A 24,779-nucleotide genomic window follows, 5' to 3' on the forward strand; every position below is an offset into this window, starting at 1 on the left:
CGTTCATCACTACGGTGAATGGCGGCTACTTCGGCCAGACGCAAATTGGCTACAAGGAGTGGATCTTCGGTACCGCCGGTGGCCGCTACGACTTCTCCAGCGCGTTTGGCAAAAGCGCGGGCGGTGTGTTCTATCCGAAGGCGTCGCTGTCGGTCGTGCCGTCGGATCGCCAGAGCTGGACCAACACCATCGTGTCCACGCTGCGCCTGCGCGCGGCGATTGGTCAGTCGGGTCGTCAGCCCGGCGCCTTCGACCAGTTCACGACGTTCTCCCCGCTGGTAACGTCGCTGGGTTCCGGACTGCTGCCGTCGCAGCTTGGGAACTCGGACCTGCGTCCGGAAATCTCCACGGAACTCGAAGGCGGATTCGAAGCCGGCCTCTTCAACAACAAAGTGGCACTCGAGTTCACGTACTGGGATCGCAAGGTGAAGGATGCCTTGGTGCCGCGTACGTTTGCGCAGTCGGGCGGCTTCCGTGCCGCGCAGCTCACGAACATCGGTGAGATCTCGGCCAACGGTATGGAAATCGCGTTGCGCGGCAGTCCGATCCAGAGTGCCAATACAAGGCTGGAGCTGTTTGCCAATGCGGCGTATCTCAAGCAGACGCTCACGAGTTTGGGTGGTGCTCCGCCCATTCGCGTGTCGGGCGGCTACGCGCGCTACCGCATCTACCTGAAGGAAGGCGATCCCCTCGGCTCCATCTACGAGCCGCGCCTGGCGCAGGCGTGTGGCGCCGGCGGTCCGGCCACCAACAGTGCCGGCAAGCCGATCGCTTGTTATACCGCGGGTCAGCTGCCGATCAACTACGCTGGCCGAGGCACGGCCGCCACGCAGGCGGAACTGCTGGCCTATTTCGCGCAGCCGCGCAACATTCAGTCGTCGGCCGTGCAGAACGTGCTGCAGCCGTTGCTGGCCGATTACGACGGGAGCGGTATCCTGTTCGAGCAGCGCGTTGGCAGCTCCATTCCGGAGTGGACCGGCGCCTTCGGTGGCTCGTTCTCCTTCGCGAATCACTGGAAGATTCAGTCCACGCTCGAGTATCGCACGGGCTATCTCGTGTCGAACCTCACCGATGGCTTCCGTCTCTCCCAGCACCCATCGATCGGCTCGAACCGGAAAGAGTTTTCCGACGTGCAATCGGTCATGGAAAACCCGGCCAGCACGCCGGAACAGCGCGTGGCCGCCGCTACCGAGTACATCACGAAGTACCGTCGCCTTCTGGAGCCGGGTCTGAACCAAGGCCAAAACGGATCGTTTCTGCGCTGGCGTGAAATCGCGGTGACGTACGATTTGGGCGCCGACGCGGCGAAGCGGATCGGCTTCCGCAACGCCAACATCACGTTGGCCGGTCGCAACGTCTTTATGTGGACCAAGTATCCCGGCCAGGACCCCGAGTCCAACGAGAACGGTCGCGGCTCAACTGGCACGCTCGCCGACAATTTCCAGAACGCCACCGATGGATTCGGCCTGCCGATTCCCCGTCGCGTGTCGATCGCGTTGAACCTTGGCTTCTAACCCGGACCACTGCCCAATGACCATCGGAACCTCGATCGTGGGTACGGCGACCCGTCGCCGTCGATCCGCGGTAGGTGCACTCGCGTTCGGCGCACTCACGCTCTCCTCCTGCCAGATTTTCTCGACAGAAATCAAGAACCCCAACGCCGTCACGGAATCGGCCATTGCCGATGCCGCTTCGGCCGCCACGTCGTTGGTCAATGGCCTGTATGGGTCGGTGAACGCGGCCGGAAACCAGATCATCGGCACCGTGGGTGCCGCGTCCGACGAGCTTACGTGGGTGGGCTCCCGCGAGTATTGGAACTTGCTCGACGTGGGCGATGTGGGCGACCCGCTCAACGAGTACACTGACGGCATGTTCCCGTACGTTTCGCAAGCGCGCTGGTTATCCGACTACACGATCCCCAAGCTTGAAGCCTACAGCACGGCGGGGACGTTGCGGAATCGCGCGGACCTCGGTCAGGCGTACTTCCTCGGCGCCACCGTGTATACGCTCATCGGCGAGAACTACGAAGACTTCGTAATCTCGTCCGACCGCACTGTAAACGGCGCACCGGTGGGCGAGGCCAACATGCGACGCATGTTCGACTCGGCCACGGTGTTCCTCGACAAGGGCTTGGCACTGGCCACGGCGACCAGCAACACGGCGTTGCGGGCGCGCGTGCTCGGCCTCCGAGCTCGTGCGAAATTCTCGAAGGCGGTCTGGAGCTCACTGCGTGCACCGCGCGGCTTTCCGGCCAACCCGCTCATCAACGATGCGGGTGCTAACGCGGATGCCGCAGCGGCCCTCGTGGCGATGGGCCCGGACAACTTCCGCTACCGGTTCGACGCGGTCACCCAGAATAACGGTGGGTACTTTTCCACCGGCAGCGAAATGAACTCACGTCTCGAGATCCGCGCCGGCTCGCGCTACATCAACACGACTGGCGCCGGCACGCGACCGCTCGACGGTATTGCGGGCATTAAGCTCATCGATCCCATCACCGGGCAGCCGGATCCGGTGACGGCCGCCGCGATCGACGAGTGCTGCCGTCTTTCGTCAACGGTCGTCACCGGTTGGACCGTGACGTCGGCGAAGGAAATGCGGCTCATCCTCGCCGAAGCGGCACTCGCGAGCGGCAATACCGCCGAATTCGCGACGCAGATCAATGCCGTGCGCGCCGTGAATGGCCTGCCGGCTTGGACCGGAACACCGTCGGCCCGCGACATTCTGATTCACTCGCGCAGCGTCAACCTGTTCCAGCAGGGCCGTCGTCTGAACGACCACTATCGGTTCCAGATCCGTGCGGACAATTGGGTGTCCACGCGAGGCCTCCGCCCCTGCTTCTTCCCGATCTCGTACAACGAGCGCCAGCAAAATCCACTGACACCGCAACCGGCGGATATTCGACCGGCGGCGTGTCGGTAGCGCCTCGTTCCTCAGCGTCGTATCCGAACGACCGGCCACGGAGAACTGTGGCCGGTCGTTTCGGCGCTGCGCCGGTGCTCTCGCTGACCGCGTGGTCCCTCCTGGGCTGTTACGCGTATCAACCGTCGTCGGAGGTGCTACCCGCGGCCCCCTCCGCCAACGTGCGAGTGACGTTGAACCCCGCCGGCAGCGCGTTCGTGCGGCAGTCGCTCGGCAATGACGTGCGCGACATCGAGGGCGTCGTGTTGCGACGCACCGCCGACTCCCTGGTGCTGGCGGTGGAGCGGACCTACACGAGTGCGAACGAACGCTACCAGTCGTCCGGCGACACGGTGACGGTGGCCGTGTCGGGCACCGAGCGGGTCGACGTGCGGAAGATCTCCCGCTCGCGCAGTCTGTTGTTTGGGCTGGGCATCGTGGCGGCGGTCGCGCTGGCACTGGTCGGCATTGCGTCAAGTGTGGGCGGCGCGTCCGGCGACGGATTGCCGAGCCCCATCCAACCCTAGTTTTCTCCTTTCACGTGGGACGGCGCGCTCGCTCGCTCGTGCCATCGCGCTGAGACGCCGTTTCCCGCACCCAGCCCACATTATGCAACCTTCCCGCCCGCTGTCGTCCTTCTTTGGCGCGCTGTCGTTCGCCGCCCCGATGCTGCTGTCGCTTATCCCGCACGTCGCCTTTGCGCAGGCCCGACGCGCCCCGGACGCGCCGCCTGACTCCACCATGCAGGCGCGACTCGCCGCCGAACGCAGCGAGGATCCCAACCGCGCGCCGGCGCGCAAGGAAGGCGAAGGGCCCTTCCAAAAGCTCATCATCCGTGGCGTGCACCTGATCGACGGCTACGGCAGCGCGCCGCGCGGCCCGGTGGATGTCGTGATTGTCGGCAACAAGATTTCGGAGATCGTCAGCGTCGGTACGCCGAATGTGCCAATCGATCAATCCAAGCGACCCAAGGGCGCCACCAAGGAGATCGATGCCAACGGCATGTACATGATGCCCGGATTGGTCGACCTGCATGTCCACCAGGGCACGCAGCAGAAGGCGCCCGAGAGCGAGTATTACAACAAGCTCTGGCTCGCCAACGGCATCACGACGGTACGTGGCGTGCCCTTCGCCAGCTTCGACTACTCGGTCAAGGAACGCGACCGCAGCGCGAAGAACGAAATCACCGCGCCGCGGTACTCCGTGTACCAGCGCCCGGGCACAGGGTGGGGGCGTGGGGTGCCACGTACGCCCGAGACGGCGCGCGAGTGGGTACGCTGGGCCAAGGCCAACGGCGTGGACGGCCTGAAGCTGGGCGCGGAGCGCGCCGATATCATGGAGGCGTTGCTCGATGAAACTAAAAAGCTCGGACTCGGCTCCACCGCCCATTTGCAGCAGGGCGGCGTGGGACAAATGAACGCGGACATGGCCACCAAGCTCGGACTCGACGCCGTCACGCACTTCTATGGCATTTTCGAGTCGATGTACGAGAACAACCAGATCCAGCCGTGGCCCGTGGGCTCCAACCTGAACGACGAGCAGACACGCTTTGGTCAGGTGGCGCGGCAGTGGAATCTGGTGAAGCCGCACAGTGAAAAGTGGAATGCCTTCCTGAAGAACCTGAAGGATCGCGACGTCACACTCGATCCCACGATGACCACGTACCTCACCGGACGTGATCTGGTGAAGCGCATGAACGAGCCCTGGCATGCGAAGTACACCATCCCCTCGCAGTGGGCCTACTACCAGCCCAGTCGCACCAACCACGGAGCGTACTTCTACGACTGGACCACCGAAGACGAAGTGGCGTGGCGCAACTTCTATCATGTGTGGATGGAGTTTTTGAACGAATACAAGAACATGGGCGGGCGCGTGACGGCCAGCTCGGACGCGGGCTTCATTTACAACACGCCGGGGTTCTCCACCATCGAGGAGTTGGAACTGCTGCAGGAAGCCGGCTTCACACCCGGTGAGGCCATTCGGGCGGGCACCTTGCACGCGGCCGAAACGCTATTCAAGCCCATGAAGAAGCACATCGAGTTCGGTGTGGTGGAACCCGGCATGCTGGCCGACCTCGTGGTGGTCGATGCCAACCCGTTCGCCAATTTGAAGGTACTCTACGGCACCGGATGGTTTCGCCTGAACGACGCCACCGGCAAGGTGGAGCAGTACGGCGGCATCAAGTGGACGATCAAGGACGGCATCGTCTTCGACGCGAAAAAGCTGCTTGATGACATCGAGAAGATGGGCGACGCGCAACGCGCCGCTATGCCCTCCCGTTAGCTCACGCAACGTCATCGGCGACTGCTGGCCCTGTGGCGGGGATGCGGACGGCGGTGCGCAACGACCCTCAATGCTTTTGCGTTTTGGGGAAGCCACCGCTCACTCGTGCGAAGCTTCGCGTATCCGTGTGTTGGAACGCCGTTGTCTGTGCGTTCCACGAGTAGGTATCGCACTCGATCACGCGCGGATGAACGCGAAAGACAAAAAACGAGTTCGGCTCCCCCCGTGCACGGGTAGACACCGCGGTGCCCGCCACCAGCATCGGCGCCTCGTAACCAGTCACATACTTGGCGGTGCTGGCGGTGTGGGTGAGATGCAAGTGTCCAGACAAGTACAGGTCCACGTCGTGACGCGCCAAGGCCGTGATGGCGCGCTCGGCGCCGCGCACTATCTCCACGCCGGACAATCCGACCGGGACGTCGAGGGGGTGGTGCGCGACCACGATGCGAGCGACGTGGGGAGCAATCGGAGCAAGAAATGACGTGGCGGCCGTAAGCTGTTTCTCGCCGATACGACCGCCCTTGAACGTCAACGACCGCGCGGTATTGAGACCAATCACCGCGATCTCGTCGTCAAGAAACACGGGATCGAGCTCGGTGGCAATGTGTGTCCGATAACGACCGAGCGGCGATAGAAACCGGCGAACCACATCGTACAGGGGTACGTCGTGATTGCCGGGGACCACGAGTTGTGGCGTTGGCAGGCGTTCCAAATAGGCGCGCGCCGCGATGAACTGTGCACTGGTTGCGCGTTGGGTGAGATCGCCGGAGATGATCACGAGATCAGGCGCCAAATCGCTGAGCAGCCGAACGAGTGGAGTGAGCGTGTCGGCGATCGTCGTACCAAAGTGCAGGTCGGACAGCTGTACCACTGTACGCATCCCTTACTCCTTCGGCGCAAGGACACGCAGCGCGCCTACGCGCGAACGAAACAGGAGCGGCGTCGGAAGACGCAGCAGTTCGCCGTCTATCGATACGCGAACTACCGGCCGTTTCGACTCGACCGTGAAGTCGCGAGTGATCAACCGCTCAAAGCCCTCGCTGTCGCCGACGCTTCCAACCAGGGCAATCATCGCATCCCAGATCAATCGCCAACGACCACGCGCGCGTGGAATGTACACGGCCAGCACACCCGATGTGAGCGACGGACGGCGCGGTTCCAGTGAGTCGGCATTCGTGTACTGGTTGTTGCCGACGAACAACGCCGCGGTACGTCGGAGCAGCACCGTGTCGTCGGTGCGAATGCGCACGCCAAACTTCTGGAAGCGAACAAGCGCCTGCAGGGTCGCAACGATCGCAGCAGGCCACTTCCAGAGACCCGCCCGTTGCTTCCTCTCGCGACGCTCGACGATTTCAGGGTACAATCCAATGCCCGCGTTATTGAGAAAAATTCGGTCGTTCACGCCACCAACGTCGACTTCGCGTACCACGCCATGGCGCAGCAGCTCGACGGCATCAGTCAGCGTCGTCGGGATACCCAGGTCGGCCGCAAAGTGATTCAAAGTGCCGAGTGGAAGTACGCCGAGTATGATGGGGGTGTCGACAAGCGCCGAGGCGACGGCGTTGATGGTGCCATCGCCACCGCCGGCAACGAGTACTGTCGGGGCGTCCGTTACCGCTTGACGGATCAGCTCGTTCATCGTTACGTGCTCGTCCGTGCATCGAGCCTCGGCGTTCGGCACAGACACTGCCAGCAGCCCCAGCAGTTGTGCCCGATCGCTCTCATTTTTAATAGAACCGGCGCCGCTGTTGAGCAGCACGATCATGCTTGTCTTCACGAGCTTCGATGATTGACGGTGAGCGCCGTGACCCGATGGCGCTGACTACACTGTCTGCGATGATAATGTTCGGCGCGGCCGCATTGGTCGCGTTCGGCTTTCTCGCGCACTCCGTTTCGCACGGACGTGCATTGTCCGGTGTGGATCGGCATGTCTTCACGAGCTGCCGCGGTACGGTCACGGGCACGGCGGCGGGTGAACGGTTTTGGGTGCTCGCTTCGCTCGCCGGCTCACCAGCATCGATGACACTCCTCGCCGTACTCGGTGCCCTGTGGCTGGGGTGGCGACGCCGTACCCCGATGCTCGTCTGGTGGATTACCGCCTTTGCCGGCACGAGTCTGCTTATCTTCGTGCTCAAGCGGGCCTTCCACCGTGTGAGACCCGATGGCGCGGAGCTATTCCTGCACGGCGCGTCTCTCAGTTTCCCGAGTGGCCATGCCGCTGGAGCTATGGTTGGGTTTGGCATGCTCACGTACATGCTGTCGCGGTACGTGGTCAATAGCGCTATTCATCGTGCGTCCCTCGTCGTGATCGCGGCCGGTATCGTGGGCCTGATCGCATACAGCCGCCTCTGCCTTGGCGTGCACTACCCGAGTGATGTGATCGCCGGGCTCTTGCTTGGTACCGCGTGGTTGATCATCGGCGTGACGGCCAACGAGTTCACGTACCGCCAGCGCGTGCGCGATCGCGCCTGAGTTCGGTGTCGTTGAGCAGCCCTGACGCATCGACCAACGCCGGTATCATTCTGCGGCCTCTTGTAACCTTGGCCTGCGATTCCACAGGTGACGGGCTTACCACGATCGGATACCTGGATGCGACCGATCAGAATATTCCGTGATGGCCCGTCGCTTGCACGTGAGGTATGGCACGGCGTGCAGCTGTCGATGACGATCGCCGATCATCCTGTATCTCATCATGCAACACAGGGAGCCGTTACGATGTCGACCGATGCCAACGAGGAAGCCGTCTCCGCGATGAACGATCTGATCGAGACCTTGCGAGACGGCGAGAAGGGGTTTGCGGCTGCTGCAGCGCGCGCCGATCGTGGCGATCTCAAGCAGCTCTTCTCGACGCTTTCATCACAACGTGCCGCGTTTACGCATGAGCTTGAAGTTCAGGTCGAACGGTTCGGTGGAAAGCCCGCGGATATGGGGCACGTGGCGGGCGCGGTTCATCGCGGCTGGATGGCGGTGAAGGCGAGCGTGACGAGCGATGACGATCACGCGATTCTCGATGAGTGCGAACGTGGTGAAGATTACGCGAAGAAAGCGTATGCCGAAGCACTCGAGAAAGAGCTGCCGATTGATTTGCGTCCGTTGATAGCACGCCAGGCGGACGATGTGCGCGCGGCGCACGATCGCGTGCGTGATCTTCGAAACCAACAGCACCACGCACACGACGCACACGACGCGCACGACGGCCCGGCGGCGTAGGCTGGAATGCGTTGGCGCCCGCAGATACGAAGGTAGGACGTGCGACGATGATGATGCAGTCGTCGTACGTACCGCCCTCCGTGGTCGCACCGTGACGCAAGTCGGGTTGTCAGCCCGTTACGCGCGATCCGGTTATCGGTGTCGGGTGAGCCGCCTCGATCATTCCTGGTGAGACAGGCAGCTGTTGGCCTGTCAGCTCGTCGCGGGTGGCGATCAAGATCCATGAGACGGTGATGTAGAGCATCGCGCTCTGACACGTAATAGTGAGCACGCCGGTGGCCATCATCGGAGTCACGACGTCATGCTCGACCTGTCGTCCGCGTTGTATTCGATGTTCCAGCGGTCAACCATGGTGGGAGGTTGCGCCGACAGCGCGCTGCCCAAAGCGATGGTGCCGAGAACGCGTGTGGCGAACAGTCGACGCAAGGACCTGGAGGACTCCGCCAACCCCTAACCAGTTGCGGTAGCGCCAGGCGGCACGGCGCAGCGACCCAGCTACCGCACCATCTGCACCGCGCCGACCATCGACCACGTGCTGACCGGGGCCGAGCAGCTGTTCCCGACGAAGTTCTCAACCATGCGAATACTGAGGGTGTTCGGGCTGGTCAGTGTCACGAGCCAACTGAGCCATGGCTGGTCGATGTCCGGCCCGTAACAATAGATCAGGCCATCGTTGGTGACCTGCTCGAACGGTCGATTGACACGTCCGCTGCCGGATCCACGGCTCACGACCGCGACGCCAGCGCCAAGCACATTGGGCCCGAGACTGAGGGCAAGTTGATCTTCAGGGCGGTATGGGTAGTTCGCGAGTGTGATGTACGCGGTTTCGTTTCCGCGCAGCGGCGACGTCTCCGTGGGGAGCGCCCAGACGCCTTTGGCCGTGCCGGCAACATCGACCTGCATGGTGCCGCACCGTGGTGCACCGGCGGGCACCGTCCGCCTGCGCGACGGATCGCGAAGCTTGGCCAACAGCGGCGCTTGCACCGCCGACTCGAACTTATCCCAGGCGCAGATCGATTGCCGTGAGGGGTCAGGATGACGCCAATTCGCGACGTAGCCGTTATTGACGCGGTCGTCGAGCAATCCGAAATCGAGTCCCATCAGACCCAGTGCAATCGACAGTCCGCTGGTACCCATCACTTCTCCGGCCGCCACCGTGACCCCCTCCAGCTTCGCGCTACACGTCTCGACGGTTTCGAGCGACGTGTTGTACCGTTCGCACTCTTTCCAACTTCCGTTGACCGGTATGGCGGCGGAAAGCGTCGAGAGGTGCCCAAACCAGCCGGACACCTGCTTGCACAACTGAAATTCTGCCGTGAAGTCGGTCTTACCCTGACGGTTCGGCGACGTCACGTACGTAGTGCGACGCAGCTTCGTGATTTGCATCGCGCCCGGCGCTCGCACCACAGCACCTTCGGTGGCGAGGTAGAAGCCGGCGTGTGCGGTCGGCAACGTATGACCAGGAGCGCCCAGTCCACCGACCACCGTGATCAGATCGATGTCCGCCATTGCGACCGGACTGGTACTGAAAAACGGAGCTGCCGCACAGTTACCCGCGGCCGGGCCGACCAGTTTCACGCCCGGGTCGCAGGCCGCAAGTGCCATCACGCCCATAATGCCACAGAGAGCCCAAAGCATACGGATCATTGGCTGACCACCTAAGTGAGAGACGGTGATTCGGCAACAGTTTTATCATACGGCCGCATCAGCGGTGCCGCCACGCGAAATGGTTCGGTGGGCCATGCATCGCGCACACTACGGCAGCGCGAAGGCGATCACCGCGTCGCCGCGACCGAATCGACTCCCGTCTCCTCCGGCGGCGATCACCACGTACTGCCGACCATCGGCACCGACGTAGGTCATGGGCGTGGCCTTTCCACCTGCCGGCAACACGGTGCTCCACAGCTCACGACCCGTCTCCGCATCGAAGGCACGGAACTGCCGGTCGAGTGTGGCGGCGATGAACACCAGACCGCCGGCGGTGGCAATCGGTCCGCCAAGGTTGGGAGAGCCGGTAGCCGGAGTTGCGCCCGGCACCATGTTGCCGAGTGGAATGTCCCACGAAATGCGGCCGTTGGCGATGTCCATCGCCACGAGCTTTCCAAACGGTGGTGGTGTGCACGGCACGCCGTCGTCACCCACGAGCAGCCCGCGCACCTGGAGGAACGGCGTGCCGCGCAGCCGGTTCACCTGACCGCCCCGCGCCTCAGCCTCACGGCGCAGGGCGGCGATGTCCGTGCCCTCGGCGGGCACCAGCTGTACGTACGCCGCCACCGTGTTCACCGGCACGATGGCGATGTTGCCCGGGGCGTACCACGCCAGACCGCCCCAGTGCGCGCCGCCGATATTCGATGGCATGGCGAGGGTGCCGCGCAGCGAGGGCGGCGTAAAGATGCCTTCGTTGCGGAGACGACGAAGGCGCTCCGCACACGCGCCGCGCGTGGCGTCGGACCCGCCGAACGCCTGCTCGGCGTTGAGCGCGTGCGGGCTGAGTGGGGGCAATGTGCTGAAGGGCTGCGTGGGCCACGACTCCTCACCCTCGACGTCACTCGCGGGTACGGTGCGTTCCTCTACGGCAACGAGTGGCTCGCCGCTGTCACGATCGAGCACGAACAGCATACCCGTCTTGGTGGCCTGCAGCACGGCCGCGCGCCGCTGGCCGTTGATCGTCACGTCGACGAGGGCGGGAGGCGACGCGTTGTCGTAGTCCCACAGGTCGTGATGTACCGTCTGAAAGTGCCACGCGACCTCGCCGGTGGCGGCCCGGAGGGCGACAATGCTGTTGGCGTAGTCGTTGCGCCCCAGCCGCTTGCCGCCGTAGTAGTCCGGGCTGGCCGAACCGGTGGGAACGAACACCAGGCCGCGTACGGGATCGGCGGCGATCACACTCCACGCGTTGGCGGCACCGGTGCGATGTGCGCTGTCACCACGCCAGGTGGCGTACGCCGCATCCCGCGCATTCTGCGGCACGGGATCCCATGTCCACCGCTTGGCTCCCGTGCGCGCATCATACGCGCGCACCTCGCCGCTGGCCGCGTTGACGCGATTGTTGTCGGCCACGGCCGAACCCACCACGATCACGCCATTGAGCACGGCCGGTGGTGACGTGACTTCGTACTCCGCGAACTCGAACGGCGCATTGCGGAGCCCCTCGCGGAGTGACACGGTACCCTTGTTGCCGAACGTGCTACACGGCGTCCCCGTTTGCGCGTCCAGCGCGATGAGCCGGGCATCGGTGGTGGCCACGATGATGCGACGGCGGCAGGGCGAGCTGACCACGGCCGCGCTGTCGAGCCAGGTGGAGACGCCACGAGAGGTGAAGTCGCCAAAGCCGCTACGCACCGGCACGCCCGCGTCGAACGTCCACTTGGTGGTGCCGGTGACCGGGTCGAGCGCGAAGACTTTGCCAAGCGGCGTGCTCAGATAGATCGTGCCGTCCACCAGAATGGGGGTCGCCTCGAACGACCGCTCGCCCTCGTCGAGCTCACCCGTAGTGAACCGCCACGCTTCGCGCAGCTGCGCCACGTTGCGGCGATTGATCTGCGAGATGGGTGCGTAGCGGCTACCGCCCGCGTCGCCACCATAGGCGGGCCATTCGGTGGCAGCCAACGCCGCGCGGGTCGCGCGACCCGTGGACTGCGCGAGCAGCGGAACGGCTCCCAGGCCTACGACTAGGCCGGCGACAACAATGCGACGTCGGCGTCCAGCGACGACGATGTAGGACAGTGCAACACGCGCCATGGCACAACTCCTGATGAGTGAATGCCGAAGCTTCGCCCGTCCAGCGCACGAACACCGCACGGAGCGGGACGACCGGGACGCCCGCTCGGACAGGCGGAGAGAGCGAGCGCACGCGCCGACCACCTATTCCGCCGCTGCCGCCCGAAAGCGTCGGCTCCAACTCAGCGTGCGACCGTCGTGCAGCACCACGCGATAGTCGCCATGCGACCACGGCTGGATTTCGCGCACCGCGTCGAGTCGCACGACGTCACTTTTGTTGATGCGCAGGAAGCACGCTGGATCGAGGCGCTCCGCCAACGACGTGAGCGTGCGGCGCACACGAAACACGCGTCCACGCGCGTGCACGTCGCAGTGATTGCGGTCGGCGCGGATGTGATCCACCTGATCGACGGGCAAGAGATACGCCCGGTTCGAATCTCGCACGAGCAGCCGCGCCAGAAATCCACCCTGCGACTCCACGATGTCGCTAACCGACTTCATGCCGCGTGACCGGGATGCCGCCGTGCCCGCGAGTAGCGCGCGCGCCCGCTCCACGGCGGCCGCGAGTCGCTCGGGCTTCACGGGCTTGAGAAGGTAGTCCACCGCGCGCGCATCAAAGGCCTGGAGGGCGTGTTCGTCGTATGCGGTGCAGAAGACGGTGAGCGGCATCTCGTCACCCATGGCGTCCACCAGGCCAAAGCCGTCCAGCCGCGGCATCCGAATGTCGAGCAGCACGAGGTCTGGTGCCAGCGTCGTGATCGCCTGCACGGCCACTTCTCCGTCTTCCGCCAGACCGACCAGCTCCACGTGCGGAATCGCCGCCACCAAGCGCGTGAGACGCGCGCGCGCGGGCGCTTCGTCGTCCACGATGAGGACGCGCATGGTCACGTGATCGGCAGCGTAATGCGCACGAGGAAGCCACCGCGCGGATCGTTGCCCGCCTGTATGCGAGCCGCGCTCCCGTGCAACAGCTCCAGACGCCGCGCGGTCGTGCTGAGTCCCGTCCCCGATGCCAGCGGATCTCGCCCGTGGGCGATACCGGGTCCATCGTCGTGCACCTGCAGCGTGAGCGTTCCTGCATCGCGGGCGATGTGCACGCGGATGCGCGCCACGCCTTGTCGTTCGAGGCCACCGTGCCGGATGGCATTCTCCACGAGCGGTTGGAGCAGCACCGGAGGCACCCGCACGTCGGCGAGGCGGTGGTCACTCTCCACCGCCAGGCAGAGTCGCTCGCCAAAGCGCGCGTGCATGAGTGCCGCATAGTCGTCGAGCAAGGCGAGTTCGTCGCGCAGCGGCACCTCCGCCCCATGAGTGGACCGCAACGAGGCGCGCAGCAGGTCCGACAGGTGCCCAATCAAGCGGTCGGCCACCGCGGGATTTTCGTGCAGCTGCGCGGAGATGGTATTCAGTGCGTTGAACAGAAAGTGCGGCTGCATCTGGAGTCGCAGGGCACGCAGCTGGCTTTCGGCGAGCTCGCGCTCGAGTTCGAGTTGCTGCGTGTGCCGCGCTCGCCGGGCACGGACCTCGTCGGTGAGCGCAATCATGGTGAGCACGGTGGCAAAGCCGATGAGCGACCCCGGCAACTCCATGAAATAGCGCAGCGGCATGCGCCCGTAGTCGTAGTGCCCAAGACCAAGTAGTGGAAAAGCGACCGAGCGCGAGCCCCACATGAACGACGTGTTGGCGAAGCTGAGGAGTACGCCGAGCGTTAGGTAGCCGGGAACGTGACGCCAGACCTGCTCCGTGCGCCACGGCGACCGGCACCACGCGAGGTAGATGAACACGCTCAGCAGCGCCGAGCCGAGCGCGCCGCTCAGCTCCTCGACGAACGTGGGCAGGAACGTGTTCGACACCCCACGGACGACGTCGTCGAGCCACATGTAGGTGAAGCGCAGCACGAAGAACAACACGTGTACGCTGACCGACGCGATGAGGAACTCGCGCGGCGTGATGCGGGTGGGCGTTCGGTCGGGCGTGGTCACCTAGGCAATCTGGCCAGTGTGGCTGACGCGTCCAGTGTCGGCGGGAGGTCAGGGATCGCCGGCGGGACGACCGGGCGCACTACCGCCGTGATCGTATGTCTTCTGTCAGCACCGTCAAACGCGCGGTCAGGATCGCGTGTAACGTGTGCGGCGACGACGTGAACGCAGGCGTGTGGGGGTGAGTGCCGGCGCGATGACCCACCTCGGTCGACCTCGGATCAGAACGTCACCGACACCGATGGCGAACAGGTCGTCGACCCCGCGTTGCACACGACGTACGCGTACGTACCTTTCGCCAGTCGTGAGTCGCTCTGGTTGCCATCGTTCGGTGTCGTCAGGATCCTGGAGCCGTTGCGATATACGTCCACATTGGCCGTCGTCGCGCCGCTCCACACCAGCTTCGCGGTATTCGCGTTCTTCGACACCGACTTGGTGACACTCAGCTTGATGACCACCGACGGCGGTGGTGGTGGCACCACAGACGCGCCGTAGAGGGTCGTGAGCAACATGTTCGGTGAGCCAGTCCCGGCATTCGTGAGCAGGTTCGGCGTCGCGGCGTCCAGCATCGAGCCACGCACTTGATCGGCGGAATACGTGGGATAGCTACTCAGAATAAGCGCTGCCACACCGGCCACATGTGGTGACGCCATCGACGTGCCGCTGATCGTGTTGTACGCAATGGTGGAACCGATCCAGGAGGACGCGATGCTGGTGCCCGGCGCGAACAGGTCGAGGCACGAACCAAAGTTTGAGTACGGCGCACGATTGTCATCCGCTTCGCTGGCGCCCACGGTCAACGCACCGGGCGTGCTGGCGGGACTGGTCGAGCAGGCGTCGATGTTGCTGTTGCCGGCCGCGACGGCGACTATTACGCCGCTCGAGACCGCACGCGCGACCGCATCGTTCACGGATTGACTGAATCCGCCACCGAGGCTCATGTTCGCGGCCATCGGGACACTGGGATTGCTGGTCTTCTGACTGGTGATCCAATCGAGTCCGGCGATGACACCGCTCCAGGTGCCGCTGCCGGCGCAATCCAGCACGCGCACGGGTACGAGTGCAACATCATGCGCCACGCCGGTCGTGCTGCCGCCAACCGTTCCGGCCACGTGTGTTCCGTGCCCGTTGCAGTCGTCGGTGACGTTGTCACCGAGTGCGGAGTATCCGCTCAACACGCGACCGGCAAACTGCTCGTGCGATGAACTGATGCCCGTGTCGATGATGTACACGCGCACACCGGCGCCACTGGCAGCCCACGAGTAATTGCCATCGAGGGGGAGGACACGCTGGTCGATGCGATCCAAGCCCCATGATGCGGCGGCGATGGTGCCGACCGCATACACCGGACCGTCGAGTTCAACCCGCGCGATGCCGTCCGTGGCCTCGAGCGCCTGCGCGGCCTGGCTGTTGAAACGCGCGGCAAACCCCTTGAGGGCATGTTGATACACGGCCCGCATCACCCCGCGTTGTTGTGCCACCAACGCGTTCGCGCGACCGACCGGATTCGGCTCGTCGTCCTCGAACGAGACGATGTAATCATGTTCAGCGTTGCCGACTGCCCTCGCTGACGCCAGGCCTGACGCCATGGCCGCAGGGCCGACGGTGTTGTCGAGCGTCGTCGGGGACGGCGCGTCAGCGCACGCAATGATCGACGACGCGCACAAGAGCGCGGTGGCGGTGAGGCGAGCAGAGTGTGACATCGATGAGAATGGCAGAGTGAGCGTGACCGCGACGTCGGTACGTCGGGGCTTCACGACGAGCGGCGCCGGCGGCACCGCGGGGGGGATCGCACCCCACGTTCATCGCTCCGGCAAGCTGATGTACATCGAGCTCGCTGTCGAGTATCGCAAAATGCGACAGCGGTCGCTTGCTGTCGGTTGTTCGGCAATTCACAACCTCTGGCGATCGTGACACATTGCGGGTGCGCTGCACGATTGTGACCGCCCCGCGCACCAGGCGACGTCACTGTAAGGCATGACCGTCCTACATCCAGAATCGCCGACCGCCCAATAGCGACCGGCGATTTTTGTGACCCTCCAGCTCGACGGCCGGAATTCGATTCACTGTCGCGGATGCGACCTGTGGCGACGAAACCACATTACGTGCTTCAAATAGCACAGGTCATCCCATTCCTGAGCACCTGAGCGCGCCGGAATCATATTTATACGATTGCCGAGCAACGACTTCCATTTTCCGGAACGACGGGACCCGTGCACGGCGTGCAAAATGCGAGGCGAGCGGTCGGGTATCCCTTCCTCCCACCTGAGTAAGCCATGAAGAAGCTCTCTCTTCTGCTCGCGGGCTCGCTGCTCGCAGCCAACGCTGTCTCGGCTCAGACCGTCTATACCGGCCAGACGCTCAGCCCCGGTGGCGTCGTCGGCGGTGCCGCGCAGACCGCACGCAATCAGTTCATCGGCGCGTTGACGAACAGCGTGGCCACGAACTCCTTCGAGACGCTCGCCAACGGGGCCACCGCGCCGCAGGCCCTCAACTTCGGCTTCGCCGGTGTAGCGACGTTGACCGGCGACGGCAGCGTCGTCAACGCGCCCAATGCTGGTCGGTTCGCCACTTCCGGTTCGCAGTACTGGCGGCAAATAGTTGGCCCCGGCAATGCTTTTGACGTCACGTTCAGCCAGTCGGTAGCCGGCTTCGGCTTTTACGGAACCGATATCGGTGATTTCAACGGCAAGCTGACCTTGAATTTCTTTCTGGGTGCGGCGTCGGTCGGTTCGTTCCTGGTGCAAAACGGTGACAAGAGCGGGAACGAAGTCGTTGCGTTGGATGGAAATTTACGCTTCTGGGGAGTGACCTACGGCTCGAACGCCTTCAACAAGGTGGAATTCGTGCTGGAGGGTTCCTCCGATCTGTTCGGCTTCGACGACATGACCGTCGCCGACGCCTCGCAGGTCTCGCAGGTGGTGCCAGAGCCGGCGTCGCTGGCCCTGGTCGGTTCGGGCCTGCTGGCCCTCATCGGTTTTGCTCGCCGCCGTCGGGCCTGAGCAGTCATTCACTCGGACAACGTGGGTCGCTCTGGTTGCCGGCAGTTTGCCGGACGCCTGCGGTGTTCCCGGGCACGGACTCGTGTGCACAGGTTTCGACGCCTGTGCATACGGGCCTGATCGCGTTCTCGTGCCCCTGTCGCTACGTCTGAATGAAGTCCCACGCGCTACATAGTCACTGCGGTGCTGGCCCAATCGGCGGAAGGCGTCACTGCCACTCCACGCACGGCGCTGCTGTCCCGGGATATTTGCCAGTGTATTGAATGCGTCGAACAGACGCGCGAAACGCAGGCGACCGGCGTCCCAAGGATCGACGCCGAGATCGAAGACCATGTTGGCCACCGTCTCTCTCGCTTTGGGATCGTTGCCGGCAGCGAACACCGGCGAAGCGCGGCGGTGCCAGCGAGGTAGGCCGGCGTCGATGGCGGCGACAGATCACACGACAGCAGCAGGCGACGGGTCGCGCGGTCGCCACCCAACGCCAGTGGTCGCGTTCAAGTATTGCCCCTGGAGTCCGACATTCCTCAATTGGTCGCCGCAGCGATGCTGCGCGGCGCCCGTGGCATGGATGCCACGTCGCACCCTGGAAGCCAATCCCCTTCCGCAATGTCAGGTCAACATACGGCTCGTATCGCCGCCTCGGCGGCTGCCCTCTTGCTCGGCGCGTCAGCGCTGCGTGCGCAGGAGATTGCCGATCGCCTCACGTGGCACGCCTCGCTCAATGCCGGGTACGGTCGCTCCTCCGACCTCCCCACGCTCGGTATCCCGATCAAGGGCACGTCAGACTATCGCATCTTCACGTTGCAGACGCGCGTGAAGCTCTCCGCCAAGGACGAATTTGTCGGCCAGTTGCTGAATCGAAAATTCGGCACCAGCCCGCTGGCGGGCGCCCTCAACGACGTCACGGCGCAGTGGGCCTACTTCAACCATCGCTTCGACGTTGGAAATGCCACCGGCAACATCAAGGCAGGACGTACGCCGCTGCCGCGTGGCCTGATGAACGAGGTCCGCTACATCGGTGCCGTCCTCCCGTTCTTCCGTCCATCAATGGAGGCGTACAGCGACGCGTTCGACGCCCTCGACGGCGCTGTGGTGAGCATCCGTCAGCCAATTGGTGACTTCTCGGTGGAGGCGTATAGTTTCTTCGGCGGTAGCGACTGGCGCTCGGTCGTCACAACGACCACTGGGCAAGACGTGCGCATCCAGCGCATGGAGAATTATTACGGCTCTCAGCTCTACCTCGACGTGCCATTTGCAAACATCCGCTTGGGCGCGCATGCGGCGCGCATGGAAGTGCGCACGGCCACGACCAAGGGCATGATGACCAACACCTTGGTGAGCGCGCAGTCGCAGTTCTCGCGATTCACCCTGCGCGCCGAACAGTCCAATCTCAACGGGTTCACGCCGGCGCGCGACAATCACCACAAGTATGTGCAGGCCGTGGCACAGGTCACCGATCGATTCCAGCTGGCTGGTGAACACACCATCTCGCGCAGTCGCCTGTTCTTCACGACCAAAGGGCTGCGGGAGACGTTGCCCAGCGTAACGAGCACGGGTGGTGCCGCCATTTTCCATGTCGCGCCCGGCACCCTGATCAAGTTTGAGCATCACTGGCGCGCGGGCTATGTGTTCGACACCAACGTGTCCACGGTTCGCTCGCAGGTGCCGCCAACGGTAGTCCTCGCGCCCGAGCGCAGTACGCGCTACTGGATTGCCAGCATCGCCACCACGTTCTGAGGAATGATCATCATGACCCGTTTCCTGTCCCGCGTTGTACTGCTGGCCGGCCTCGGCGCCGCGGCGTTGGCCCCGCGCACGTCGGCCGCCCAGGGGTTCAAGATCGTGGTGAACTCCGACGTTCAGATCAGCGACATCGGTCAGACGTCGCTCTCCAACTTGTTCCTCAAGAAGGACCGCAAGTTTGCCACCGGCGTCGAGGCCGCGCCGGTGGACCTGTCAGCGAGTACTGCTGGCCGCGATGCCTTCTCCAAGGCCGTACACGGCCGTTCCACTTCGGCCGTGGTCACCTACTGGCAGCAGCAGGTCTTCTCCGGCAAGGACACCCCGCCGCCCAGCAAGGCGAATGATGATGCGGTAGTGGCCTACGTGAAGAGCACACCCGGTGGCATCGGGTATGTGAGCGAAGGCGCCTCGACCGATGGCGTGAAGGTCATCAAGCTCAAGTAGGTTGCGCGCCGCTCCACGCCTGTCCGACACCGGCGGTGTCGTGACGGGTGTTGGCGCGTGCGTCCATTGCCGAGGGAAGAACCGGGCTCCATCGTTCCAACATGCATCCTGATTCCGCCCTGCAGGCTGGTCGTATGGCCCTGGACCGCGGAGATACGGCCGCCGCCATCGTGCAATTTGACAACGTGCTGGCGACGGATCCGGAATCGGCCGTCGCACACGACGGCCGTGCCAGCGCCGCGTGGTGGGAAGACAAGGCCGATCTGGTCTTCGCCTCACGGGAGCAAGCGTATCGCCTCTTTCGCGCCAGCGGTGATGTGCGCAGTGCCGCGCGCATCGCGGTCTGGCTGGCGTGGGACCACGACGCGTTTCGAGGCGAGATTGCGGTGGCCAGCGGCTGGCTGGCGCGCGCGCGGGAACTGCTCGACGGACACCATGACACCGAGGAGTATGCGTGGCTGTCGGTGCGCGAGTCCGCCTTTGCACTGCTCGATCATGGAGATCCGGAGCACGCGCTGCGCTGCGCCGACAACGCCATTCGTGCCGCCCGCGTGGCGGGCTCGGTGGACTTCGAGATGGTGGGCCGCTCCCTGCGCGGTTTTTCACTCGCGACCTCGGGGCAGGTGGCTGAAGGAATGCGCGAGCTGGACAGCGTTGCCGCGTCGATTCTTGGCGGCGATGTGCGGGACCGTCTCGCCATCGGGCTCGCCTGCTGCTACCTCATCGCGGCCTGCGATCGCGTGCGTGACTACGATCGCGCGGTACAGTGGTGTCATCGGCTCAAGGCCTACTGCGAGCAGTGGCACTTCCTCACGCTCTTCGCGGTCTGCCGCACGCAATACGCCGCCGTGTGCATGTGGCGCGGCGCGTGGAGCGAGGCGGAAACCGAACTCGAAAGTGCGGCGAGTGAACTCGGCGCGGTCCGACCGGGCATGGTCTCCGAAGCCCTCGTTCGACTCGGTGAGTTGCGTCGCCGGCAGGGACGCCTCGACGAAGCGCACGCACTCTTCGAGCGCGCCGGCGGACATCCGCTCGGTGTCGTGGGGCGCGCAATGGTCGCCGCCGACCGCGGTGATTGGGAGGGTGCCGCGGAGCTCGCTGAGCGTCACCTGCGACAATTGCCGTCGCACAATCGCACGGAGCGAGCGGCGGCACTCGAGTTGCTCGTACGCAGCGCGGTCGCGCGTGGCATGCCCGACGAGACGGCGGCGCCGCTGGCGCAGCTGAACGCCATCGCCGCCGCCGCCGCCACACGTCCGCTGCGTGCGTTGGCGTCGGTGGCCCGAGGCGTGGCGGCGTCGGGCCATGGTAACGATGACGACGCGCGCCGACACTTCGAAGACGCAGTCGATCACTTCACGCGAAGCGGCGCGACGTTCGAGCGCGCCACGGCATCACTCGACCTCGCCGAGACGCTGTGGCGACTGGGTCGTGCCGACGCCGCGGTCCGAGAGGCGGTGCAAGCCGAGGTATTGCTTTCGGGTATCGACGCGCCCGCGGAGCTTCTGCGGGCGCGCGCTCTTCGTGCGATCGCGCTGCCGATCAGCGCGCCGGCCGTGTCCGTCGCTTCACAGTCCGCCGACGTGTCGGGCAAGGCACGAGTCGGCTCACTCACCGCTCGCGAGCTCGATGTGCTCAAGCTGATTGCGAACGGGCTCGGCAATCCGGCCATCGCCCAGACGCTCGGCATCAGCGAGCACACGGTGCATCGGCATGTGGCGAACACGCTCACCAAGCTCAGTGTCAGCTCGCGCTCAGCCGCGGTGGCGCACGCGGCACGGCTGGGGCTGCTCTGACATTTAGCGGCATGGCCCGATCAGGCCATGCCGCCATGCGGCTCAAAGATGGCCGGATCGGTGGACGCGGCGGCACACCACGACGCGTATCCTATTTGTGTAGTTCACGCCGACCGTCGGCAGGTTTCGAAATTCGCTGGATCACCGTGACGCCCGAGGATACTTCGATGACGAACATCGCTCCCACTCCGTCCGCGCCCACACCAGATTTCGCCGCGGTCAAGGCGAAGCAGCAGGTCGCGTGGGGCACTGGCAACTACGCGGTGGTTGGTACCACGCTGCAGATCGTCGGCGAGCAGCTGTGCGAGGCGCTTGATCTGCGCGCAGGCCAGACGGTGCTCGACGTGGCGGCCGGCAACGGCAACGCGACGCTCGCGGCGGCCCGACGGTGGTGCCAGGTGACATCGACGGACTATGTGCCGGCCTTGCTCGACGCCGGCCGCGCTCGCGCCGAGGCCGATGGGTATGATATCGCGTTCCGTGAGGCCGACGCGGAGGCGCTGCCGTTTGCCGACGGCACCTTCGATGTGGTGCTGTCGACCTTCGGGGTGATGTTCACGCCCAATCAGGCGCAGGCGGCGTCGGAGCTCGCACGCGTGTGTCGCGTCGGTGGCAAGATCGGCATGGCCAACTGGACTCCAAACAGCTTCATCGGTCAACTGTTCAAAACGATTGGCCGCTTCATTCCGCCCGCTGCCGGCGTCAAGTCGCCAAGCCTGTGGGGCAACGCGGCGCACCTCGAGGACCTGTTCGCCGGGAAGGTAAAGGCAATCCACGCCACCGAGCGTCAGTTCACCTTCCGCTATCGTTCGCCGTTGCATTGGATCGAGGTGTTCCGCACGTACTACGGCCCCATGAATCGCACCTTCGGGGCGCTCGATGCCACGCAGCAGGCGGCGTTCACCGAAGCCCTGTTGGAGATGATGGCGGAGCGCAACGTATCCGGTGATGACACGCTGGTACTGCCGAGTGCGTATCTCGAGGTTGTGATCGAGCGCTAGCGCAACTCGAGCGCCCCCGACCAGAGGGGCACGATCGCTTTTGCATCGGTCTTACTTTGGGAACACCAGCCGGAGCCGTTGCCACCACTGTTCGTCGAAAGCGCTCAGGGCCAGCGGATTGCCGTTGGCCACGTCGGCTTCCTCGCCATGGCGCGCGATGACCACGTCGAGTGACGGGATCACGTAAATTTTCTTGTCGCCCTTGCCCAGCGCGGCAATCAGGTCGATTGGTGCGCTGGGAATCAAGGCCCCAGGGAGCGTGGGCAACACATACGGACCGGGGATGCGATACGAACTCTTGCCGTTCAGCCACCAGAGGTAGCCGTAGCTGGGATTATTCGACGCGGCGGTGGTGAGTGCTGCCGCGAAATAGCTGTCGTCGCCGAGGATTGTGTGGCCGTTCCATCGTCCACGATTGAGGATCAAGTGTCCGAAGCGTACCATGTCGCGCGCTGAACAACTCAATACGAGCCCCAGCTCTCCTGTATCGATGTTCGGGACCCATCGTGCCGTGCGCATACCGATCGGGGCGAACAGCTGCGACGCACTGTAGTTCACCACACTCTGCCCACTGGCGGTGGCGACCACGCCGAACAGCTGATAGTAGGCCGGGTTGTTGTAGTAGAATCGCGTATTGGGTTCGACCACGGCCTTGAGCGAGTCGTCGAGGCCACTGCTCATGGACAGCAGGTGCTTCACGGTGATACGCGATTCAGTCAGCGGCGCTCGTGACCAGCTGGCGCCCAACCAACGCGTGGCCGGATCGTCAAACGTGAGCCGGCCCTGTTCGCGCAACCGTCCAACCAGCAGTGACACCACGGACTTGCTGGCACTGGCGATGATGGAATCCGTGGACGGCGTCCAGCCTTTCCAGTAGCGCTCGGCCACAATGCGCCCGCGCCACGCGATGACGACGGCCGTGGACTTCTGCGCGCCCGCCCAGTCGAGCGCCGCGCGCAACGCGAGCGTATCCCATCCCAGGTCGGCGGGCGTGATTGTGGCCCACTCGTCCGTGGTGATTGAGGGGAACGCCATCGGCAACGATTTGGGGTCGACCGGCGCTGGCGCGGTTGAGACTGCGAGGTCGGCCCCTGAGCACGCGGTCAGCATCGACCACACGGTCACGACCAGCGCAGTTCGGCGAATGCCGCGCATCCGGTTTCCTCCCACCTTCTCTCGCATCGTGCTGCTCCGCACGCAGTGTGGCTCCGCTATTCACCCGTGAGACGATCACGTCACGCGGCCGTTAACTCGGCGGTGCCGGGTGGGACTTCGCGCGTACTCCCACCCTCCCGATTGAAAGTCCTGTCCCGCGAAATATCGATCTCAGACGTGGCCCGTGAGGGCGGCACTTGGTCGCCGGCAGTTCGCTCTCGGACGTGACATCGTCGCAGGGGACCCTTCTGCCTCGTGCCCTTCGCAGCGTCGTTTCTGGTGCGTCGTTTCTGGTGCGTGGCTGGGCCGGGGACCGGTTGACGTTGTCCATATTCCGGACAATGCGCCTGTGAGCTGCAAGCACGGTCGGCGATCATTCCCGGTCTCGGCCCAGAAACAGCTCCACCCGTGCGAGTTCCTCTGCCAGCGCGTATCGGTACGCGGCATCGCGCGGCGCGCGGCCGGTGACATAGCCGAGCGCCACGTCGAAGGCGCCGTGGCGTGCGGTGACATTGCCCCAGCCGATGACGGCATCGCGCCACAGGAGCGGCAGGGCGTAGTAGCCACGCACGCGCTTGGGCGCGGGAGTGTACGCCTCAAAGCGATAGGCCCAGTCCCAGAATAGCTCGAAGCGACGGCGGTCCCAGACCACTGGATCGAAGGGGGCGAGCAGTCGGACGGATTCTGACAGGCGGAATTTCGCGGAACGCGGCGACTCGGTGGCGGGCCAGTACCAGGTCACCCCGTCGATCGTGGTGTGCGCGCATCGCGCCCGCGCGCGAACAAACGCGGCGCGACGTTCGGCGAGCCACTGCGGCACCGCGTGATACAGACGGCTGGTGAGATCGCGCAGCGACCGTTCCGGGAGCGGCGCATACTTGCCAATCGCCACGTCGACGAGGGCATCCATCGCGGCCTCGACGTCGGTGGGGCCGGGCGCTTCGTCGCGTGGCGCGTAGAGCCGAGTCCCGCCGTCGCGGCGCGCCACCCGCAATAGACCGCGGTAGTGCATGCCATCCAACAGCTGGGTCGTGGCGTTACTGCTGCCGCCGAACCAATTCGTGACCTTGCCGTGCGCAAAGTGCGCATCTACGTCGCGTGGATGCACGACGCCGTGTTGGCGCACGAACACCAGCACGTCGTTGGCGCGCGCGCGCTGGGCCTTGGTCCAGAGGGTGCGCGCGGTTCGCGGGTGCATCAACGCATGCGTGCTGCGCGGCACAAAGCCGTAATTGATGAAGAAGTCTTCTTCGATGTCGAGGCGGTGGTAGCGACGTTCGAGATCGCCGGCGCGGTACGCCGTGACGCGATGCCGCAGGGTCAGGTCCTGCGCTCGCGCGGGCGCGCGAATGGGATCGGCCTGGATGAAGCCGAGTTTTGCGATCGCGCGAGGTAGCGTGGTGGGGGTAAACAGCGATCGTGCGACGGCGTAGCGGCGGAGGTCGGCGAGGGTGGGTGCGCTGGGCATGGGGCTGCGGTGGGTGGTCTCGGCGGCCACGACGCGGTCGGTGGAAAGTTGGAACGCGACGGTCGGACTAACGACCG

General features: G+C 64.5%; 21 protein-coding genes. 11 read left to right on the top strand and 10 right to left on the bottom strand.

Features of this window, described 5'->3' with window-relative positions; genetic code table 11:
• The 4 genes from ACLL97_RS10835 to ACLL97_RS10850 form a co-directional block, all read left to right on the top strand.
• On the top strand, window positions 1-1,514 hold a 1,514-nt coding region (locus ACLL97_RS10835; RefSeq protein WP_411280486.1), incomplete at its 5' end, for a TonB-dependent receptor domain-containing protein.
• Between the two features lie 16 nt (window positions 1,515-1,530).
• Window positions 1,531-2,922: a hypothetical protein gene (locus ACLL97_RS10840; protein WP_411280487.1), complete on the top strand. Its 1,392-nt coding sequence runs from the start codon at window positions 1,531-1,533 to the stop codon at window positions 2,920-2,922.
• Between the two features lie 47 nt (window positions 2,923-2,969).
• Window positions 2,970-3,428 carry a hypothetical protein gene (locus ACLL97_RS10845; RefSeq protein WP_411280488.1) on the top strand — a complete coding sequence of 153 codons (459 nt, stop codon included), beginning with the start codon at window positions 2,970-2,972 and terminating at the stop codon, window positions 3,426-3,428.
• 82 nt (window positions 3,429-3,510) lie between these two features.
• Window positions 3,511-5,184, top strand: coding sequence for an amidohydrolase family protein (locus ACLL97_RS10850; protein ID WP_411280489.1), 1,674 nt, complete (start codon window positions 3,511-3,513; stop codon window positions 5,182-5,184).
• A gap of 67 nt (window positions 5,185-5,251) precedes the next feature.
• Here the strand turns inward: ACLL97_RS10850 and ACLL97_RS10855 are convergent, their stop codons facing one another.
• Together ACLL97_RS10855 and ACLL97_RS10860 are read right to left on the bottom strand one after the other, a co-directional pair.
• Complete coding sequence (locus ACLL97_RS10855) at window positions 5,252-6,064, bottom strand: metallophosphoesterase family protein (RefSeq protein WP_411280490.1); 813 nt, start codon at window positions 6,062-6,064, stop codon at window positions 5,252-5,254.
• Between the two features lie 3 nt (window positions 6,065-6,067).
• Window positions 6,068-6,961 (bottom strand): diacylglycerol/lipid kinase family protein, encoded by an 894-nt coding sequence (locus ACLL97_RS10860; protein WP_411280491.1) that lies wholly within the window; start codon window positions 6,959-6,961, stop codon window positions 6,068-6,070.
• A 59-nt stretch (window positions 6,962-7,020) separates the two neighbouring features.
• Between ACLL97_RS10860 and ACLL97_RS10865 the strand changes: the two genes are divergently transcribed.
• Together ACLL97_RS10865 and ACLL97_RS10870 are read left to right on the top strand one after the other, a co-directional pair.
• On the top strand, window positions 7,021-7,656 hold the full coding sequence (locus ACLL97_RS10865) for a phosphatase PAP2 family protein (protein WP_411280492.1): 636 nt from the start codon (window positions 7,021-7,023) through the stop codon (window positions 7,654-7,656).
• Between the two features lie 243 nt (window positions 7,657-7,899).
• Window positions 7,900-8,394: a PA2169 family four-helix-bundle protein gene (locus ACLL97_RS10870; RefSeq protein ID WP_411280493.1), complete on the top strand. Its 495-nt coding sequence runs from the start codon at window positions 7,900-7,902 to the stop codon at window positions 8,392-8,394.
• Window positions 8,395-8,503: 109 nt separating this feature from the next.
• Here the strand turns inward: ACLL97_RS10870 and ACLL97_RS10875 are convergent, their stop codons facing one another.
• From ACLL97_RS10875 to ACLL97_RS10900, 6 genes are all read right to left on the bottom strand, one after another.
• Window positions 8,504-8,689 carry a hypothetical protein gene (locus tag ACLL97_RS10875; RefSeq protein WP_411280494.1) on the bottom strand — a complete coding sequence of 62 codons (186 nt, stop codon included), beginning with the start codon at window positions 8,687-8,689 and terminating at the stop codon, window positions 8,504-8,506.
• 200 nt (window positions 8,690-8,889) lie between these two features.
• Complete coding sequence (locus ACLL97_RS10880; RefSeq protein WP_411280495.1) at window positions 8,890-10,041, bottom strand: hypothetical protein; 1,152 nt, start codon at window positions 10,039-10,041, stop codon at window positions 8,890-8,892.
• 108 nt (window positions 10,042-10,149) lie between these two features.
• On the bottom strand, window positions 10,150-12,135 hold the full coding sequence (locus ACLL97_RS10885) for a pyrroloquinoline quinone-dependent dehydrogenase (RefSeq protein WP_411280496.1): 1,986 nt from the start codon (window positions 12,133-12,135) through the stop codon (window positions 10,150-10,152).
• 123 nt (window positions 12,136-12,258) lie between these two features.
• A complete protein-coding gene (locus tag ACLL97_RS10890; RefSeq protein ID WP_411280497.1) occupies window positions 12,259-12,996 on the bottom strand; it encodes a LytR/AlgR family response regulator transcription factor in 738 nt (245 codons plus the stop codon).
• A 2-nt stretch (window positions 12,997-12,998) separates the two neighbouring features.
• Entirely contained in the window at window positions 12,999-14,096 is a 1,098-nt protein-coding gene (locus tag ACLL97_RS10895; protein ID WP_411280498.1) for a sensor histidine kinase, read from the bottom strand.
• Between the two features lie 218 nt (window positions 14,097-14,314).
• Window positions 14,315-15,796, bottom strand: coding sequence for a S8 family serine peptidase (locus tag ACLL97_RS10900; protein ID WP_411280499.1), 1,482 nt, complete (start codon window positions 15,794-15,796; stop codon window positions 14,315-14,317).
• Window positions 15,797-16,369: 573 nt separating this feature from the next.
• On the opposite strand from ACLL97_RS10900, the gene ACLL97_RS10905 reads away from it, so the two are divergent.
• The 5 genes from ACLL97_RS10905 to ACLL97_RS10925 all read left to right on the top strand — a co-directional run bounded on the left by ACLL97_RS10905 (window position 16,370) and on the right by ACLL97_RS10925 (window position 22,079).
• A complete protein-coding gene (locus tag ACLL97_RS10905) occupies window positions 16,370-17,095 on the top strand; it encodes a PEP-CTERM sorting domain-containing protein (RefSeq protein ID WP_411280500.1) in 726 nt (241 codons plus the stop codon).
• Window positions 17,096-17,701: 606 nt separating this feature from the next.
• Window positions 17,702-18,832 carry a hypothetical protein gene (locus tag ACLL97_RS10910; RefSeq protein WP_411280501.1) on the top strand — a complete coding sequence of 377 codons (1,131 nt, stop codon included), beginning with the start codon at window positions 17,702-17,704 and terminating at the stop codon, window positions 18,830-18,832.
• Window positions 18,833-18,844: 12 nt separating this feature from the next.
• Window positions 18,845-19,282 (top strand): phosphate ABC transporter substrate-binding protein, encoded by a 438-nt coding sequence (locus ACLL97_RS10915; RefSeq protein ID WP_411280502.1) that lies wholly within the window; start codon window positions 18,845-18,847, stop codon window positions 19,280-19,282.
• 101 nt (window positions 19,283-19,383) lie between these two features.
• Window positions 19,384-21,078 (top strand): LuxR C-terminal-related transcriptional regulator, encoded by a 1,695-nt coding sequence (locus ACLL97_RS10920; RefSeq protein ID WP_411280503.1) that lies wholly within the window; start codon window positions 19,384-19,386, stop codon window positions 21,076-21,078.
• A 167-nt stretch (window positions 21,079-21,245) separates the two neighbouring features.
• On the top strand, window positions 21,246-22,079 hold the full coding sequence (locus tag ACLL97_RS10925; RefSeq protein WP_411280504.1) for a class I SAM-dependent methyltransferase: 834 nt from the start codon (window positions 21,246-21,248) through the stop codon (window positions 22,077-22,079).
• A 51-nt stretch (window positions 22,080-22,130) separates the two neighbouring features.
• Here ACLL97_RS10925 and ACLL97_RS10930 read toward each other — a convergent pair whose 3' ends face one another.
• Both ACLL97_RS10930 and ACLL97_RS10935 read right to left on the bottom strand, forming a co-directional pair.
• A complete protein-coding gene (locus tag ACLL97_RS10930) occupies window positions 22,131-23,234 on the bottom strand; it encodes a serine hydrolase domain-containing protein (protein ID WP_411280505.1) in 1,104 nt (367 codons plus the stop codon).
• Window positions 23,235-23,607: 373 nt separating this feature from the next.
• Window positions 23,608-24,702, bottom strand: coding sequence for a DNA glycosylase AlkZ-like family protein (locus ACLL97_RS10935; protein ID WP_411280506.1), 1,095 nt, complete (start codon window positions 24,700-24,702; stop codon window positions 23,608-23,610).
• Window positions 24,703-24,779: the final 77 nt, after the last annotated feature.

The organism is Gemmatimonas sp. (assembly GCF_046594945.1).
Taxonomy (GTDB): Bacteria; Gemmatimonadota; Gemmatimonadetes; order Gemmatimonadales; family Gemmatimonadaceae; genus Gemmatimonas.

Excerpts from the sequence above, each read along its gene's own strand:
- ACLL97_RS10915 (WP_411280502.1), top strand. The coding sequence starts at position 18,845 with ATGACCCGTTTCCTGTCCCGCGTTGTACTGCTGGCCGGCCTCGGCGCC.
- ACLL97_RS10840 (WP_411280487.1), top strand. The coding sequence starts at position 1,531 with ATGACCATCGGAACCTCGATCGTGGGTACGGCGACCCGTCGCCGTCGA.
- ACLL97_RS10870 (WP_411280493.1), top strand. The coding sequence starts at position 7,900 with ATGTCGACCGATGCCAACGAGGAAGCCGTCTCCGCGATGAACGATCTG.
- ACLL97_RS10850 (WP_411280489.1), top strand. The coding sequence starts at position 3,511 with ATGCAACCTTCCCGCCCGCTGTCGTCCTTCTTTGGCGCGCTGTCGTTC.
- ACLL97_RS10925 (WP_411280504.1), top strand. The coding sequence starts at position 21,246 with ATGACGAACATCGCTCCCACTCCGTCCGCGCCCACACCAGATTTCGCC.
- ACLL97_RS10890 (WP_411280497.1), bottom strand. The coding sequence starts at position 12,996 with ATGCGCGTCCTCATCGTGGACGACGAAGCGCCCGCGCGCGCGCGTCTC.
- ACLL97_RS10935 (WP_411280506.1), bottom strand. The coding sequence starts at position 24,702 with ATGCCCAGCGCACCCACCCTCGCCGACCTCCGCCGCTACGCCGTCGCA.
- ACLL97_RS10930 (WP_411280505.1), bottom strand. The coding sequence starts at position 23,234 with ATGCGCGGCATTCGCCGAACTGCGCTGGTCGTGACCGTGTGGTCGATG.
- ACLL97_RS10865 (WP_411280492.1), top strand. The coding sequence starts at position 7,021 with ATGATAATGTTCGGCGCGGCCGCATTGGTCGCGTTCGGCTTTCTCGCG.
- ACLL97_RS10900 (WP_411280499.1), bottom strand. The coding sequence starts at position 15,796 with ATGTCACACTCTGCTCGCCTCACCGCCACCGCGCTCTTGTGCGCGTCG.
- ACLL97_RS10920 (WP_411280503.1), top strand. The coding sequence starts at position 19,384 with ATGCATCCTGATTCCGCCCTGCAGGCTGGTCGTATGGCCCTGGACCGC.
- ACLL97_RS10910 (WP_411280501.1), top strand. The coding sequence starts at position 17,702 with ATGTCAGGTCAACATACGGCTCGTATCGCCGCCTCGGCGGCTGCCCTC.
- ACLL97_RS10905 (WP_411280500.1), top strand. The coding sequence starts at position 16,370 with ATGAAGAAGCTCTCTCTTCTGCTCGCGGGCTCGCTGCTCGCAGCCAAC.
- ACLL97_RS10855 (WP_411280490.1), bottom strand. The coding sequence starts at position 6,064 with ATGCGTACAGTGGTACAGCTGTCCGACCTGCACTTTGGTACGACGATC.
- ACLL97_RS10880 (WP_411280495.1), bottom strand. The coding sequence starts at position 10,041 with ATGATCCGTATGCTTTGGGCTCTCTGTGGCATTATGGGCGTGATGGCA.
- ACLL97_RS10885 (WP_411280496.1), bottom strand. The coding sequence starts at position 12,135 with ATGGCGCGTGTTGCACTGTCCTACATCGTCGTCGCTGGACGCCGACGT.